Origin of the sequence: Coleofasciculus sp. E2-BRE-01, assembly GCF_040221695.1 — a bacterium.
Lineage (GTDB): Bacteria > Cyanobacteriota > Cyanobacteriia > Cyanobacteriales > Coleofasciculaceae > Coleofasciculus.
The window spans coordinates 47,192-64,397 of record NZ_JAVKEA010000143.1; the positions used below are offsets into that span (position 1 = coordinate 47,192).

A 17,206-nucleotide genomic window follows, 5' to 3' on the forward strand; every position below is an offset into this window, starting at 1 on the left:
GGGGAAGGGCGGGTTTTGCACAAACGATATCATCAATAGTGAAACAGACGTTCCTAAACCCGCCCCTACAATTGATTGATTACCTACTCTATTGCATTTTTTAATAAACATGGTGTTATCATCTCACGTAAACCACCCTGGAAATAATTCCGCGATCGCGACTGAAATCCAAACAGCGGCGCATCAATTTTATGTCCTGGATCAAGTCCCTATAGGCAACTGTGTCCTGCGATCAGATTTAGGGGTTTTATATTGGAATCGCTGCTTGGAAAACTGGACGCATATCTCCAAACAGGAAATCTTAGGTCAAAAAATTACCGATCATTTTCCCCACCTGAATCATCCCAAATATACCACCCGTCTCCAACAAATTTTTACTGGAGGACCCCCCACTGTCTTTTCCTCCCAACTACATGTCCACCTGATTCCTGCACCTTTAGCCGATGGAGGATTACGGATTCAGCATACCACCGTTACCGCCGTTCCTAGTGAAAAAGATGGCGAGTATTATGCCCTATTATCGATTCAAGATGTTACTGAACTCACTCAACAAGTTCATAACTATCGCACCATGAGAGATCGGGCGATCGCGGAAATTCAAGAACGCCTTCGTACCGAGAAAGAATTAGCCGACTATCGTAATCATTTAGAAGAACTGGTCGAAGAACGAACCGCTGCACTCCAGACAGCTAATGAACAATTAAGTGTCAGTCAAGCCAATTATCGTAGTATCTTTGAAAATGCAGTTGAGGGCATATTTCAACGTACCCCTGATGGCATCTATATTAGTGTTAACCCCGCCTTTGCCCAAATCCTAGGCTATGCTTCACCGAGTCATTTTTTGCAGTCCCTAAAAAATATTGAACAACAACTTTATGTTAATCCGGATGACCATAGACGTTTAACTAACTTAATCCAACAAAACCAAGCCGTCTCTAAATTTGAAACCCAGGTCTATCGCCAAGATGGACGGAAAATTTGGATTCGCAAAAATGCTCGTGCTGTCAGCGACGAATACGGAACCATTCTCTATTATGAAGGCTCAATTGAAGACATTACCGAAAGTAAACTAGCCGAAGAACGACTGCGAGAAAGTGAAGAACGCTTTCGCCTCTTAGCCGACACCGCCCCCGTATTAATTTGGTTAGCCGGAACCGATAGTAATTGTTACTTTTTCAATCAAACCTGGTTAGAATTTACCGGACGCACCTTAGACCAAGAAATAGGAGATGGCTGGACAGAAGGGGTTCATCCTGATGATTATCACTATTGTATCGAAACCTATTCCAACGCATTTAAAGCCCAAAAACGGTTTCGCATGGAATACCGTTTACGCCGACATGATGGCAACTATCGCTGGATTTTAGATACAGGCGTGCCTCGATTTACATCTACTGGTCACTTTGCCGGATATACTGGTTCCTGTATTGATATTACCGATCGCAAGCAGGTTGAAGAACGACTGCGGGAGAGTGAAGAGAATTATCGTTCAGTGATTGAAAGCGTTAAAGAAGTCATTTTCCAAACCGATGCAACGGGGGTATGGACATTCTTGAATCCCGCCTGGACAGAGATTACTGGCTTTACATTAGGGGAAAGCATTGGCACCAATTTCTTAGAGTATATTTATCCCGATGATCGCCAACGCAACGTAGACCTATTTCAACCCTTACTGGAACAAAAAAAAGACTATTGCCAGCATGAAGTCAGATATCTGACCAAAGATGGCGGATATCGCTGGATTGAAGTTCATGCCCAATTAACCTTTGCCCCCGATAATACAATCACTGGAACCTCTGGCACACTTCGCGATATTACTCACTACAAATGGGCAGATGCACAACTCAAAGCTAGCGAACAAAAGCTTCGCCAGGTGATTGATTTAGTTCCCCATTTCATCTTTGCTAAAAATAAAGACGGTCAGTTTATTTTAGTCAATCAAGCCGTCGCTGATACTTACGGAACTACCGTTGAAGCCTTACTGGATCAACCTGAAACAGAGGTTGCCCCATCAGTAGACGATGCCCATGAATATCGAGAAGCAGACTTGCACGTTATTAACAGTGGAGAAACTCTTTATATTCCCGAAGAAACGATTACCAATGCTAAAGGCGAAACTCGAATTCTGCAAACTACAAAAATACCCTTTTGTGTCGCTGACTCCGATGTTCCCGCCGTCTTAGGGGTATCCATTGATATTACCGATCGCAAGCAAGCCGAGATTGCGCTTCAGCAACAATTAATGCGAACCGTTCTGCTAAAGCAAATCACCCAAGAAATTCGCCGCAGTTTAAACACCAAAGAAATCTTTCAAACCACCGCCAGCCAAATTGGTCAAACCTTTGGCGTCAATCGCTGTATTATTCATACCTACCTGACGGAACCGACACCAGCCATTCCTTTGGTGGCAGAATATTTAGAAACAGGATATGAATCCATTCTCCAATTAGAAGTTCCTGTTCAGAGAAATCCGCATGTTCAACAGTTATTAAAACAAGACAAGGCAATCTCATCACCGGATGTGTATGCCGATCCATTGTTGTTAGGCTGTACCAAAATGTGTTGTCAGATTGGATTAAAATCGATGCTGGCAATTCGCACCTCCTATCAAGGGGAACCGAATGGGATTATTGGCTTGCATCAGTGTGATTCCTACCGCCATTGGTCAAGTCATGAAATTGAATTACTCGAAGCCGTTGCTGATCAAGTGGGGATTGCGATCGCCCAGGCGCATTTGTGGGAACAGGAAACCCGCCAACGTCAACAGTTAACCGAACAAAATGTAGCATTAGAAAAAGCCCGACAAACCGCCGAAGCCGCCACTCAAGCGAAAAGTGAATTCTTGGCAACCATGAGTCATGAAATTCGCACACCGATGAATGCCGTAATTGGCATGACCGGGTTACTTCTGGATACTGACTTGACCTCAGATCAGCGCTATTTTGCCGAAACCATTCGCAATAGTGGGGATGCCCTGCTAACGATTATTAACGATATTCTAGATTTCTCGAAAATTGAATCCGGGAAAATGGAGTTAGAAGAACAACCCTTTGAACTCCGCACCTGCATTGAGGAAGCCCTGGATCTGCTAACTACCAAAGCCGCCGAAAAAAATCTAGAATTAGCCTATTTAATTGACTCCCAAACCCCCAACTGGATTGCCGGAGATGTGACGCGGTTGCGTCAAATCTTAGTCAATTTAATTAGTAATGCGGTTAAATTTACGCCAACTGGAGAGGTTTTGGTTTCCGTAACCGCCCAGATTTTGGCAGATGAGGATGTAGAGACGTTGCATGCAACGTCTCTACATCCGGGCGGGTTTGGCGATCGCTATCAGTTACAATTTGCGGTCAAAGATACAGGAATTGGCATTCCCGCTGATCGGATTCATCGCCTGTTTAAATCCTTTAGCCAGGTTGATTCATCCACCTCTCGTCAATATGGAGGAACAGGATTAGGATTAGCCATTTGTAAACGCCTGTGCGAAATGATGGGAGGTCAAATGTGGGTAGAAAGTGGCGGATCAGTCGCCGGAAATCCGCCTGCGGGATGGATAGCCGCCGATAAAAGTTCTGGAGGTTCAACCTTTTACTTCACAATTTTGTCTGAATCCATCCCCGATTCAGCCGTAGTAGAACAACCAATCTGTGACACTCACCTAGCAGGAAAACGGCTATTAATTGTCGATGATAATACGACAAACTGCCAAATTTTAATCCGACAAGCCCAGTCTTGGGGGATGCTGTCACAAGCCACGGAATCGGGTCAAGAGGCGTTAGCATGGCTGTCTCAAGGGCAAGAATATGATATTGCCATTCTGGATATGCAAATGCCAGGAATGGATGGGATTACCTTGGGAGAACAAATCCGTCAACAGTTTAAAGGTAAAGAATTCCCCTTATTAATCTTATCGTCCATGGGTAAACCTGAGATTGCCTCTGGAGTCGTGGAAGCGAATTTTGCTGCCTTTTTAAGTAAGCCGATTAAGCAGTCGCAACTCTACAACTTGTTAACGCAAATCCTGAGTGGACAACCGACAAAAATCAAGCGATCGCCTGTAGGTTCACCCTCTCTTGATCCCACCTTGGCGCAACGAATCCCCCTGCGAATCTTAGTGGCGGAAGACAATAAAGTGAATCAACAATTAGCCTTGCAGTTATTGCAGCGCATGGGATATCGCGCCGATGTCGCCGGGAATGGATTGGAAGTAATTGAAGCCCTGCGCCGTCAGCCTTATGATGTCGTATTCATGGATGTACAAATGCCAGAAATGGATGGCTTAGACGCCACCCGCCATATTTGCCAGCAATGGTTACCCGCAAACCGCCCACGAATTATTGCCATGACAGCCAACGCCATGCAAGGCGATCGCGAAAAATGTTTGGAGGTAGGAATGGATGACTATATCAGCAAACCGATCCGCGTCAATGAATTAGTTCGGGTTCTATCTCAGAGTCAGCCGACAGAGGAACCGCCAGAACCCGCACCCCAAACTGAGTCAGCCCTTGACCCCCAAGTCTTACAAACCTTTCACGACATGATGGGCGAGAGTGCGACGGAAATGCTGCATCAATTAATTGATATTTATTTAGAAGATACCCCCGCCATGCTGGAAACGCTTAAAATAGCCCTGCAAGAGAATAATTTACCCACTTTGCAACACACGGCTCATACCTTAAAATCATCGAGTGCGGCATTAGGGGCAATTAAATTCTCCCAGCTTTGTCAAGACTTAGAAAATTTAAGCCAGTCTCAAGTGACAACAGGCTTATGTGAACTCGTTGCCCACATTGAATCTGAGTATCAACGAGTCAAGCAAGAGGTGATGAATTATAAGTTATAACCCATTGTATTGGCGTGGCACATCTTATTTGATGAATTAGAATTGTAGGGGCGCAAGGCTTGCGCCCAATTTAACCATCAATCTATTCCACAATTTTAGCTGTGTCAGTCCAGTAGGTTGGGAAAACGCAAGGAAACCCAACAAAATAGACCCCAAAGTTGGAAGATACTTAAAGAAAGTCTGGGTCAATTCCCTGTTCTCGTAACTTGGTACGCAAGTCAAATAGCTGCCGTTCTAATTGTTCAGCTCGCTGTCGTTCCTGTTCAGCTCGCTGTCGCTCCTGTTCAATGACATTCGCGGGAGCGGGCAAGCGGTTTCCCTCTTGGTCATACCAGTAGAGCCACTCCCTGGTGCATCCTTCATGAGTACCCTGTTCACAACCAATTCCTAGCCCAATTTCAGGCATCCACACTTTCGTCCCCTTTTGACGTACATAGATCCCATTCATCAGGCGATAAACCTCAAACGGGTCATGCTTATCGCGTTTCCAGTAGTCAGGATTGTAGATAGTGTAGTACAGCACACCCATCTCGGCATACTTGGTCATTTTCCCGTCGTACTCATCACCTGGCGTTTTCGAGACCACCTCTAACACCCACTGAGGAACAATGTCCTGTTCTTGCCAAAGGACGTAGCTCAGTCGAAGCTTGCCACCTGCTTTGAATCGCTCTACTCCTAAACTGAGAAAACCATCCGGCACAATCGCGTCAGCACCTGGAGAGTAATAGACCCCCATATTGATTCCTAAAAACCAGTCCATGCCCTCTGCCCATAGCCAAGCCAGAATTGCTCGTAACAGATTGGGAATCAGGTTTTGCAGTTCATTATCCACAGGAGTATCGTCAGAGTCGGGCAGTTCTTCAGCAGTGGGAAGATATTGCAATGGGTTGTACTGTATCATAGCGGCGCTCCTATCCCAGTAAATCAAGGCTAACTCAATGGAGGGTCAGGTTAAGAGAAGCAGGGGAAACAGAGGGAGCGGGGGGAGCAGGGGAAGCAGGGGAAGCGGGGGAAGCTGAGGGAGCAGGGGAAGCGGGGGGAAGCAGGGGAAGCTGAGGGAGCAGAGGGAGCTGAAGGTGATGAACCACCAATCTAGCCGTTCAGCCAATCGGCGTAGTTCTATTAAGAAGTTTTACGGAAGTCTTGACTGGGGGATGTAGTCGATAATCAAAATAACCATCACAAGCTGTATTGAGGCACTGTTCGATGATTATACCGTCCCTGCTGATTCTGGCGATCGCTCTCGTCGCGGTTTACATTCATACCCATGTCGCAGAGGAATTAGTGCAAGTAGGGGCAACAATCATTGCGTTACTTTGTCTGGTGTTGAATCTGATTTTAGCGCCACTTGCGATAAAACTGCTCATTGTCGGGTCTATTTTACTCACAGCAAAACGGGCTTCATTAGCACTTTTTAATTCCCTGCTCCAGTAATTCCTTCTCTGTCTGATTTTGCAGTTTCTAATATTAAGGTTTAAATGCCGAACAGCTTATGACGTTGTAGCTTTAGCGATCGCAGACAACTTTAACCAGGATGGATAACTCCCCTCTGCCTTAATCTGCTGGATTTGCTCCTGGGAAATCGGTAAATTGAGACGCCCTGCCACCGCCCGGACAATATCGCCTCGGTCAATAACACCCGCGATCGCGCCTGCGGGAGAAAGTACGGTTAGATGCTTTAGCTGACAAGTTTCCAGAGTATTAATTACGTCTATTAACGGAGTTTTCTCCTCAACTGTGGCAATTTCCGATAACGGGTGAACCAGACTCTCCAGGGACTCCATTTCCCAGCGACTGCGTTCGATTGTTTGTAAATCTTGAATCTTAACTAAACCGCGATAACGTCCCTCCGACGCGGCATAATACGGCTTATTCGTCTGAATATCTGCCAGAATGTACTCATCCGCAAAAGATCGTAAGCTCATGGTGGCATCCAGGACACGAAAATCGCGGGTCATGGCGTCGGAAGCGTGAAGCTGAAGTAAGGCTTCTTGTAAGATGGTCAGGCGATCATAAGCATTGGCATTGCGATACACAAAAGAGCCGATCAACGCCAACCACAGGATTGTCCATACTCCAGTTAACAAAGTCAGTCCTACGGATACCGCGATCGCTAAAGAGCCAATCAGTTTACCCCCCTGTGCTGCCCAACGCACCCCTTGCAAGCGATTCCCCGTCAGCTTCCAGATTGCCGCTTTGAGAACTTGTCCACCATCGAGGGGTAATCCGGGGATTAAATTAAACAGGGTTAATACAAGATTAATCCGTGCTAGATCCGCCGCCACCAGATATCCCAGATTGTCCGTAGGCAGTACCTGAGTTAACCCATAGAATAGACCAAACAGGCAGAGGCTAACCCCAGGACCTGCGATCGCGACTTGGAACGCATCCCCCGGCGTCTGAGATTCACGGTCAATCGCCGCCACGCCGCCAAAGATAAACAGGGTAATCGAATTGACTTTAATTCCCTGCGATTGCGCCACTAAACTATGCCCTAGTTCATGCAATAACACCGAAGCAAACAATAATAGCGCCATCACCAATCCCAGACTCCAGGCGGAAATTGACTGAAAACTCGGATCGAAAATCCCCGCCTTGAGTAAGGTCACCAAGGCTAAGATAAAAAGCCACGACGGGTCAATAAAGAAAGGTATTCCAAATAATGAGCCAATTCGCCAATTTGACTGTATCAAGGTTTTTGCTTCCTATGACGTTTACCTGGACTAGGGGTCAGTAAGTTAAGTTTTGCCTAGTTATGTATACTTATCTATACTTAAGTCTAGATATGACTGAGTTTTTGGAAACGGTTCAGTATTAGTATTCTACGATATCAGCTTTTAGATCCCCAGCTTCTTCAAGAAGTTGGGGATCTCAGAAGGGAAGAAGGGATCTCGAAATCCCGACTTAGAGTGCCCCGGCGTTACTCAGTCCCAAGATCACACCAGCGCCAACCAGGTGTCCCAAGCTAGCCGTTGCCAGCAGTTCGGTCACACCGAAACGCTTGAAAATAGCGGGTTTGGGCAGGGGTAAATCCGGTCCCACACCCGGATTTTGAATCGCGTAGTACCCTGCAAACAGTACCACCAAGTTGCAGATAATCATCACTAGCCCCACAGTGGGAGTCCAGCTAGGGGTTGAGGGTACAGACGATTGCACCGCCGCGAATAAGGTTGTGTTAAGCATTGTATATTCTCCTGATCTTGATAAACCGATACAAGTGAAAAAATAATAAAGAATTATCGGGATAAAATTCATAAAATGTTGTAATATTTAACAATTTGACCAAAAAACGAGAATGGGGCTATCAATGCGGGTTAAAATTTGTGGCATTACCAAACCAGAACAAGGACAAGCGATCGCGCAGAAGGGTGCAACCGCCCTGGGATTCGTATGTGTACCCGCTTCCCCCCGGTACGTCACCCCCAATCAAATCGGATTGATCGTAGACTCATTGACGATATCGATGGATACTATCGGCGTATTTGCCAACGCTTCCGTTGAAGAAATCTGCGCCACGGTTGCCCCAGCCAGATTGAACGCCATTCAACTTCATGGTAGTGAATCCCCCGGATTTTGCCGCCAATTGCGGCAATGTCTGCCTGAGATTGAATTGATCAAAGCGTTGAGGGTGAAAACCTCGGAAGATTTACAGTTAGGCGATCGCTATGTCAGTTGTGTCGATACCTTGTTACTCGATGCTTACCATCCCCAGATGCTAGGGGGTACCGGTAAGACACTTGACTGGGAAACCCTGGCTGAATTTAATCCCCCTTTACCCTGGTTTCTGGCTGGCGGCTTAACCCCAGAGAATATTGGCGAAGCGTTGAAACGATTGCACCCCGATGGGATTGATCTATCAAGTGGCGTTGAGCGATCGCCCGGAGATAAAGATTTGGATAAAGTGGCTTTACTATTCCAACAGATAGCCCTGTAGTGGCATAATCCCTGGGGCGTTGTTTTTTGTGCAAAGGGTTCAGAGTGATCGGGAGATTCTGGTAGAAGCTTGTCACTCACCACACTCAATCTTGGTATTGTCCCGTTGGCTGCACTCCAATAAAAAACACCTTCCCAGCTTGATAGGTGGTAAACGCCAGACTAACATGTTGTTCAGCTAACCAAGCCGTGAATTGCCGGGAACCTGTTATTTCAAGGGACGGGGCATTCCTAGAGGAGAATGGTGATTGATGCACCATGAGCGGTGTCTATAGGTAAATAACAATTGTTCTCTATAGAGAGAATAGTATTAATTGCTGCAAAGCAAAAAACTTCAGTCAAATCACATCTTCACTGAATCTTCACAAATAGAGATTTAATGTAACTCTTTATTGCTAAATATTACATTCATTTAACTCAGATTTGGCATCTAGAACTCTGAATGTCGAAACCGTGGGATCACCAGTGAATCTTGAATCAGGGCAGGTTTAGTCAAGTTATCCGTTTTTGCCAAATGTTATCAGTAAAACCCGCCCCTACACGATAATGTTTGACAAATTTGCCATTTTAGTATCTACATACCGTTTAACTTCAAAACCGTTCCCCTACGCCCAAATGCACCTGAGAATCCCCCTGATCATTTAAGCCAAAATCAACTTGTACTGGACCAAAGGGCGATCGCACTCTCACCCCAACCCCATAACCCAATCCACTCCCAGGCTTATCTCGCACCTCTCCCGGTTCCCCAGTAACCGTATCTCCTGAACCTAAATCTGTGGCATAATCCGCAAATATCCGACCCCCTAACCAAGTGAACACCGGAAACCGATATTCAGCCGTGGCTTGCAGGTAAGACCGACCTGCACCAACTTCCCCACTCTGATAGCCGCGCACGGAACTCCCTCCGCCGAGGCTAAAGGCTTCATAGGGAGGTAAATCCCCAATCACGGTTCCTCCCTGAAGATTAAACACCAAGGTTTGATCGCCAGTCGTGAACCCAAATAACTCCACCGGAACATACTGGGTATAACTTCCACTGAGACGATTAAAAATAATATCGGCTTCACCCACAGGAACCGACTGATCCATCCCGACTCTGACATTAGATCCTTGGCTGGGATAATCGGTATCATCTCGGTTATCTTGAACTGCGGATAGATTCACCGTCAATAAATCATCTTGACCGCGATCGCTTAAACTCAACGGATTGCCAAACTCATCCACAGGCTGCACCTGATCGGTAAACGCCTGATCCCGAATCGACACGCGCTGATAGGATAATCCTACCCCAGCCTGCCAATTCCCTCCCAGAGGGCGAAACAGTTCCCCACTTCCCCCCAAACGATGCACCCACGGGGTTTCCCCATTCGGCAAATCCACGTCGCGATCGCCGCCAATAAACACTTCCGATGGAGAACGCTGATTAAACACTGCCAAACTGTACCCCGTCCGCAACGGATCACCCGCAATCCACGGATCAGTAAAACTCACCTCAAATCCTAGGGTATCTTCGCCCCCTTCCAGTTCTAACGCCAAGTTCTGATTATTTCCGCTCAGATTCTCCTCCTCTAACCGCAACACCCCATAAATCCCTTTTGCCCGACTTGCACTGGGAAAAGCGGTGACATTAAACGATGAATCCTCCACCACATTCACAATCATGACAATTTGATTGGGTTGATTGGTCTGTTGGAGGCTGAGAGTGGCATACTCGACTATATCTAACTGCGTGACTCGTTCTAACCCTTGCTGGGCGACATCCGGGCGATAGACGTCTCCAGGTTCCAGTTCAAATTCTCGCGTAATGATATACGGACGAGTGTTTCCGGGAGTGGGTTGACCGTCTTCATCAACAAAGCGAACTTGGATATCCGCGATCGCAACAGGTCTCCTGGAAGGAATAGGATTACGGTTTGGTGATTGAGGAAGTTGAGGCACATCGGGGAGATCATTCTGCTTCTGGAAGGGTTGCGATCGCCTCTGGCGGTATGTGGGGTTTAATCGCGCTTCGATTGGCATCCCCTGATTATCCACAAACGAACCATACTCAACTGGCGAAACTGCCTCTATTTCCTGTCCCCGACTCGATGCAGCCGCCAATAATTCTGCACCTACCCCAGCCAATACTAGGGGAAGAATAAACCACTTGCGCCACCGTCGGTAAAACCCCATCAGCCACCTTACCCGCTACGTGCCAGTTCCGCTTTTACAACCGATGTTATCAGTATATTTCCCATCGGGAAAGGTAGAGAAGCTTCTTTGGGTAGAAGGGGTAGAAGGAAAAAGTACCCAGGAAAAACAAACAGCTAAATAATATTATTAGGTTTGAACGATCGCATAACTCCGAATCTGCCAAGGCGCTATCCTTAAGGCTTGCAGCGTCGGCGATTCTGGAGACTGATCCACAGGACGTTCTAACAAATCAACGCAACCCTCTATCGCCAACCCTAAATCACTATTGAATGAAACTTCCGCTTCCTCTCCGTGACATTCATAACACCGCAGAATCCAACGGTGGGGATGATCTTGCGATCGCTTGAACGCAATCACTACTAAATTTTCCGCCGATAACTCTAGCAAGGAACCCCCAGGGGGCAAAGCGTTACCACCCTGATTCGCCCTGTTTTCCAGCCGGACGACTTGCAGGGGGAAATTTAACTCATATCCTCGCTGAACCGTTTTCGCGGCTTGCCAAGTTCCCGCATGAGGATAAACGGCGTAAGTGAAGTGGTGAATTCCGCGATCGGCGTCGGGATGGGGCCACATTGGACTTTTGAGTAGGGTTAATCGGAGTTGAGAGGGTTGGGCGTCATAGCCGTATTTACAGTCATTGAGTAGACTCACGCCGTAAGTTTCATTACCCAGATCCGCCCAACGTAAGGCTGGAACCTCCCATTTGGCTTGTTCGGCGGGGGTTTGGGATTTGGTGGGGCGTTGGATGGCGCCGCAGGGAATCTCATAGGTAGCATAGTCGGCTTCTAGGTTTAAGGGGAATGCAGCTTTGACTAATACCTGGCGTTCCTGCCAATCTACGGTTGTGGCTATTTTAAGGAGGGGTGAATCTGATGTCAGGATGTAGTCTTGGCAAAATTGGGATTGTCCTAGTTGACGAATGACTTGGAGACGCGATCGCAGATTTCCTTGTTCTAGCCATTGAATCGATTTCAGTTGGGTTGGCGGTAAGGGATGTTGATGGTAATTGGGGTCAATATTCCAGGCGTCCCAATATTGTCCTTTGTCTTCAAAGGCTTGCAGTTGATTTCCTGCGCCGCTTAAGATTTCTCGCTGGTTTTGTTTATCAAATATGCTGCTTAAGTCGCCAGTATTGGGATCGACGATAACTCGCAGATATTCATTTTCGAGGATAAATTCGTTATTAGGTTGGGGATTGGGGTTATCGTCTTCTGGAGGAGTATCTGTGGGACAAAGCCAGACTATTTTATAGCCGATCGCGGGGATATCTTTTGCCATAAATAGCAGATGGGTTTGACCCTTCGCTTCGCTTATAGGAAATCCGGTTTGTAGGGGCGGGTTTAGGGATTCTTGTTTTGCTATTGATGATAAATTGTGTTCAAAACCCGCCCTGACAAAGGTTTGGCTGGGAATTTTTTTGCCGTTACTATCGTATAGTTGCCAGGTTTGATTGTCGGTGATTGGGAACTGTTTTTCCAACGCAGAGGAACGCAGAGGTTCGCGCAGAGGTAGCGCTGACGCGCCGCTATCGCTAACGCAGAGGGAGGGAGGTACGGAGAGAGTAATGAGTTCTGAACGTTGCCAGTTGAGGGGGTTGAATATGATTAGGGGTTTGGCGTTGGGGTGAGGGGGTGAGGGGAGGGTAATTTGGGACGCGATCGCGTTTAGGGATTCGGCTATGATGGTTTGGGTTATTGTCTCGGCTTGTTGCCATTTTGGGTTGGCTTCAATGAAGACTTCGGGAATGGATGTTCCGGGTAAGATATCGTGGAATTGATTAAAGAGAATGTTTTTCCAGGCGGTTTCTAGTTGAAATTGAGGATAATTTTTGTTGGTGATTAGAGTGGCGAGAGAGGCAAATAGTTCGGCTTGATATAGTAATACTTCACAGCGACGATTCCAGCGTTTTTGATCAGCGTGGGTGGTATAACAGCCGCGATGGAGTTCTAGATAGAGTTCGTTAGTCCAAATCGGATTAGGAATTGAATATTTGTAGGGGCGGGTTTTACTACTATCGTTATTTGTTACCCCGATGTGACTAAACCCGCCCTCCTCTCCTCTATCTCTCATATCTTCCCTATCTTCCCTATCTTCCCTATCTTCCCTATCTCTCATATCTTCCCTATCTTCCCTATCTTCCCTATCTCTCATATCTTCCCTATTTTCCCTATCTTCCCTATCTTCCCTATCTTCCCTATCTTCCCTATCTCCCTCATCTCCCCTATTTTCTAACTGTTTCTCTAGATTCTGCAAATATTTCAATGCGGTGGTAAATTCTAAATTGGGGAAGAAGGGAGATTGTTGCCAACGCTGTGCCACGTTTAACATATCGCGAGTGGGACCACCACCATGATCACCCACACCAGGTAACCAAAATACATCCTTAATTTTGGTTTGGGTTTGCCACTTAATCCCATAATTGGTCATGGTAATCGGATTCGTGTCCATGACTCCGGTAATATTGGGGGGTGACATTAAACTGAGAATTTTAGTTCCATCCGGTGATTGCCACCAAAAGAGGTGATAGGGGAATTCTGTAGTGTCATTCCAATGCAGTTTTTGGGTAACAAAATAGTTGATTCCGCCTTGTTTTAAGATTTGAGGTAATTGCCAAGTAAAGCCAAAACTATCTGTTACCCAAGCGACTTGAGTAATTTGACCGAATTTTTCTTGGGTATAACGTTGACCATAGAGAATTTGCCGGACAATGGATTCACCGTCAATTAAGTTGAGTTCTGGTTCAACCCACATCCCACCAACTGTTTCCCATTTTCCGGCTATGATTTGTTGTTTAATTCGGCTAAATAAGTCGGGACGATTCTGTTCTATCCAGGCATAAAGTGCAGGTGTCGTATGACAATAGGTTAAATTAGGAAAGTCTTGCTGTAAACTGAGAACGGATTCAAAGGTTCGCACGGCAACATCCCAGGTTTCCTGAGTTGACCATAACCAAGCCATATCTAAATGGGCATGACCGAGTAGGTGGAATGTAGCATTAGTAGTGAGGTTTTGGGATAGTAAATTTTGGCGCAATTGAGTTAGCGATCGCGTAAACTGATTGGCATTAGATACTCTCTGCCAGTCAATCTCAGCTACAGCCGCCGCTAGTGTTTCTAATTGTTCGGGTGAAAAGGCGGTTAAATAGTTCTGTAATACGGTTAATTCATCTGCCACAAATCCCGGATCAAGGGAGTTTGTTAATTCATAAATACAGGACGATCGCATTAACCCGCCAATATCATGACCCGGACTCACTAACCGCACCATTACGGTAATAATTTCCCCAGGACTAACGGCTGAACTGAGGAGGACTCTTGCTGAAGAATCAAATAAGTCTCCTTGTTGGACTAACTCACCATTAACAAAAATTTTGGCATCTTCCGCCCACCAGGTTAGCGCTAGTCGTAAGGTTAATCCGGCTAAGGGATAACCTTGTAAATTGTGGGGAATGATAAATTGTTGCCCGAACCACATAACTTGGTGTCCGGCTGACCAGATGATATAGCCTTTTTCATTGAGTTCAGCGCTTGACCCGTTGGCAAAAATGTGGTTACTTATCTCCTCCAGAGGTAGGTCTTCAGACCACAGTTTCCAATTGGTTTGCACATTCACCTGAGTTAAGGCGCGGAGTTTAGCAATAGATTCAGAAAGGAAGGGTAATGGGGACATGGAAATTAAAGATAAATCTTAATAGTTAACAATCCGAATTAGGAAAACATCTGTCGCACTAATCCGTCTGGGATTGAAACCCAAGGAAGCAAAAGCTTAAGTATGCTTTAGTTTACTACATTAAAGACGTTTAACCCGTTTTAACGGGTTTTAGCTTTTAGCCGGAAATTTATTTCCCGGCTATACTGCATTAAAGGTTTGTCGTGGGTGATGCCAGCGTTGATGGCGCTAAAGCGCAACTACAAACATTCGCTAAAAAAGCGATAGAGTATGGAATAATAAATAGGTCATCGCTGCTTCTGCTTGCATCGCCATGTCTGCTTCTACCCCAGGTCGCTACCGCAGCCGATTGTTCAATCTTATCAATCATCATTCTCGCCGATTCATCGATCGCGGTGAACGGGCAATCCGACATTTGAAAGTCGCGGCTGTTTGGGGAACACAGATTCTCCTCTATCCTATATATATGGTGGTTCAAGCCAGTCTCACGGCTGGGCGGCAACTTTCGGCAGAGGCAAAAACGGGATGGATTCGATTAAAAGCCTTGACCCAATCCCAACCGCCAGAACAACCGCCTGCTGTTGATACGCCGATTCAACGGGTTCTTCAGGAAGTCGAAACCTTACCTCTACCTGAACCATCCCCATGGAATTCGACTGGGCGGTTGAAACCGCAACTACACAAACAAAACCTGCCTACGCAAGTTTCCCAATCCTCACGGGTAGAGATTCAAGGTGTAGCCACCCTCCTCGCAACCCAAACCCTAGTTCTCGTTTCCGTCGCTAATGAAATTCTGGATATCCTCACCCCAGAACAACAACAAAAATTGGCGGCGAGAATAAGCTGGGAACTGGCTAACCTTTATCGTCAGTGGCGCTTAGTTGACAATTTAAAGGCTTCTGGGGTGCAACGCCAACTCAGTCACTTGGCTAAACCCTCTCTGTTTCTCCCCTTCAGACTATTCTGGCAACTCATGGCATGGGTGCAAACCAGTCCGGTTGCGATCGCGCTTAATCTCTTCGGTGAGTCTACTTTAGTCCCTGTCAGGGATTCAGCCTTCTCAGAACCTGCATCTGACGCCGAAATTCCCCAAAACCTTGCCTCTTATTGGTTGGAACGATTGACACCAGGGGGAACCTTAGCCGCGATTGATGACACTATTGCCCAGTGGGAATCGCACCCGTTACAGACATCGAATCACGTTGCGATCGCACTCCGTCACCGCAGCCAAACTCTACTGCAAACCTTCAAAACCTCCTTTATCACCCCTCGACAGCCAACTGATCCAACCCAGACATCGACATCTCACCCCTTTTGGCTGGTAGGATTAATTTACGCCGCGATCGACTACTTTTTTGGTCAGCGTAGTTCTCACCCATTCCATCACCAAGACACAACCTCAGTTAACCCCACCGAGGACATTAATCAACGATTCGCTAACTCAACAACTTCCGTCACCCTTCCTGGGGCAGAATTCACGTATAAGACTGAACCTGATCCATGGTTAACCTGGGATGATTTATTTGGGTGTCCAAACCCCACGTTCACACCCAATTCTGCTGTCACTAACTTTATTGGCTTGAAGGGAAACGTTCCCCCAACGTTACCTCAACTTTCACCAGGTTTTACAGTCAAAAAAATGACTATCCGGAACAACCCTATTGGTGCTATTCTCCAGCGTTTTGGTTTCTATAAACAAGCTGGAATCCTACGGGTAACCGATCAAGAACAATCCAAGGTACAACAACAATCTGTTAGGCTTGGGCAGACTATTCAAGCTAAATTACTACGTTGGATTCCTCTGCTTAACCTAACCGAAAACGTTGATCAAATCCACAACCAAGTTACTCACACCCAAACGCAAATCGTTAACTCTCCCCCTCCACTGTTATATCCAATAGCATTACAACTTTTAGGACTTTCGACATTAGGAAATAATTTAAAACCTGGAACAGTAGTCAAGGTATTTCCGGCGACCTTATCAAAGCAAAGTCCGACAAGTTTACCTGAGTCTTTACCCTCCTATTCATCTTTTCATTCTGCCTTATCTTCACCATCCGAACAACCCATTTCCTATGCCCAAAACCATGATATCGAACCCGCGCCCGACTGGATTGAAACGGAGGCAATTTCCACAGGATATGTTAAACATCCTTTAGAACAAATCCTAGAATGGTTGGATGTAGGAATGCTTCGGCTGGAGGAGGTAACGATTAAAGCTTGGCAATGGATGCGACAATTTTTTACCAAGGACAACGGATGAGATTAAGAGTTAGGTTGAAGGTAGTGGGGAAGATGAAGTGATGGGCGAGTCATGTTCCAGACGTGATCCAAGAAGCGTCTGTGTGTAGGGGCGGGTTTAGGGACATGGGTGTCAACTTAAGCCACATTACCCACGATAGGATACTGGGTGTGGGGTATGGGGTGTGGGGTGTGGGGTGTGGGGGAAAGCGAGCAATGTTGGGGAGCTATGTATTAAACGGAACCTGTTTGAAAAAAACATTGTGGATGAATAGGTGAGGTGAATGGTGGTAGGTGTGAGGTTTTTTCGCCTCCAACAGACAATTC

9 protein-coding genes and 1 pseudogene are annotated in these 17,206 nt (G+C 46.4%); 4 read left to right on the forward strand and 6 right to left on the reverse strand.

What is annotated here, in order from left to right; genetic code table 11:
* Positions 1-109: 109 nt before the first annotated feature.
* Complete coding sequence (locus RIG66_RS17525) at positions 110-4,843, forward strand: PAS domain S-box protein (RefSeq protein ID WP_446380051.1); 4,734 nt, start codon at positions 110-112, stop codon at positions 4,841-4,843.
* 169 nt (positions 4,844-5,012) lie between these two features.
* Here RIG66_RS17525 and RIG66_RS17530 read toward each other — a convergent pair whose 3' ends face one another.
* Positions 5,013-5,744, reverse strand: coding sequence for a Uma2 family endonuclease (locus tag RIG66_RS17530; RefSeq protein ID WP_446380052.1), 732 nt, complete (start codon positions 5,742-5,744; stop codon positions 5,013-5,015).
* 305 nt (positions 5,745-6,049) lie between these two features.
* Here RIG66_RS17530 and RIG66_RS17535 point away from each other — a divergent pair, with 305 nt between their 5' ends.
* Positions 6,050-6,277, forward strand: coding sequence for a riboflavin synthase subunit alpha (locus tag RIG66_RS17535; protein WP_446380053.1), 228 nt, complete (start codon positions 6,050-6,052; stop codon positions 6,275-6,277).
* A gap of 56 nt (positions 6,278-6,333) precedes the next feature.
* Here the strand turns inward: RIG66_RS17535 and RIG66_RS17540 are convergent, their stop codons facing one another.
* Complete coding sequence (locus RIG66_RS17540) at positions 6,334-7,533, reverse strand: site-2 protease family protein (protein ID WP_446380060.1); 1,200 nt, start codon at positions 7,531-7,533, stop codon at positions 6,334-6,336.
* A 214-nt stretch (positions 7,534-7,747) separates the two neighbouring features.
* On the reverse strand, positions 7,748-8,026 hold the full coding sequence (gene psaK, locus RIG66_RS17545) for a photosystem I reaction center subunit PsaK (protein ID WP_446380054.1): 279 nt from the start codon (positions 8,024-8,026) through the stop codon (positions 7,748-7,750).
* A 124-nt stretch (positions 8,027-8,150) separates the two neighbouring features.
* Between psaK and RIG66_RS17550 the strand changes: the two genes are divergently transcribed.
* Positions 8,151-8,777 (forward strand): phosphoribosylanthranilate isomerase, encoded by a 627-nt coding sequence (locus RIG66_RS17550; RefSeq protein ID WP_446380055.1) that lies wholly within the window; start codon positions 8,151-8,153, stop codon positions 8,775-8,777.
* A gap of 97 nt (positions 8,778-8,874) precedes the next feature.
* Here RIG66_RS17550 and RIG66_RS17555 read toward each other — a convergent pair.
* The 3 genes and pseudogenes from RIG66_RS17555 to RIG66_RS17565 all read right to left on the reverse strand — a co-directional run.
* Positions 8,875-9,036: pseudogene (locus RIG66_RS17555) on the reverse strand (TIGR03032 family protein); the annotation flags it as partial.
* Between the two features lie 331 nt (positions 9,037-9,367).
* Positions 9,368-10,948, reverse strand: coding sequence for a BamA/TamA family outer membrane protein (locus RIG66_RS17560; protein WP_446380056.1), 1,581 nt, complete (start codon positions 10,946-10,948; stop codon positions 9,368-9,370).
* 147 nt (positions 10,949-11,095) lie between these two features.
* Positions 11,096-14,638 carry an alpha-mannosidase gene (locus tag RIG66_RS17565; RefSeq protein WP_446380057.1) on the reverse strand — a complete coding sequence of 1,181 codons (3,543 nt, stop codon included), beginning with the start codon at positions 14,636-14,638 and terminating at the stop codon, positions 11,096-11,098.
* Between the two features lie 313 nt (positions 14,639-14,951).
* On the opposite strand from RIG66_RS17565, the gene RIG66_RS17570 reads away from it, so the two are divergent.
* Positions 14,952-16,901 carry a hypothetical protein gene (locus RIG66_RS17570; protein ID WP_446380058.1) on the forward strand — a complete coding sequence of 650 codons (1,950 nt, stop codon included), beginning with the start codon at positions 14,952-14,954 and terminating at the stop codon, positions 16,899-16,901.
* Positions 16,902-17,206 lie beyond the last annotated feature (305 nt).

What these genes read in the sequence shown, in the direction of transcription:
- RIG66_RS17525 (WP_446380051.1), top strand. Translation starts at nt 110, where the DNA reads ATGGTGTTATCATCTCACGTAAACCACCCTGGAAATAATTCCGCGATC.
- RIG66_RS17530 (WP_446380052.1), bottom strand. Translation starts at nt 5,744, where the DNA reads ATGATACAGTACAACCCATTGCAATATCTTCCCACTGCTGAAGAACTG.
- RIG66_RS17535 (WP_446380053.1), top strand. Translation starts at nt 6,050, where the DNA reads ATGATTATACCGTCCCTGCTGATTCTGGCGATCGCTCTCGTCGCGGTT.
- psaK (WP_446380054.1), bottom strand. Translation starts at nt 8,026, where the DNA reads ATGCTTAACACAACCTTATTCGCGGCGGTGCAATCGTCTGTACCCTCA.
- RIG66_RS17550 (WP_446380055.1), top strand. Translation starts at nt 8,151, where the DNA reads ATGCGGGTTAAAATTTGTGGCATTACCAAACCAGAACAAGGACAAGCG.
- RIG66_RS17560 (WP_446380056.1), bottom strand. Translation starts at nt 10,948, where the DNA reads ATGGGGTTTTACCGACGGTGGCGCAAGTGGTTTATTCTTCCCCTAGTA.
- RIG66_RS17565 (WP_446380057.1), bottom strand. Translation starts at nt 14,638, where the DNA reads ATGTCCCCATTACCCTTCCTTTCTGAATCTATTGCTAAACTCCGCGCC.
- RIG66_RS17570 (WP_446380058.1), top strand. Translation starts at nt 14,952, where the DNA reads ATGTCTGCTTCTACCCCAGGTCGCTACCGCAGCCGATTGTTCAATCTT.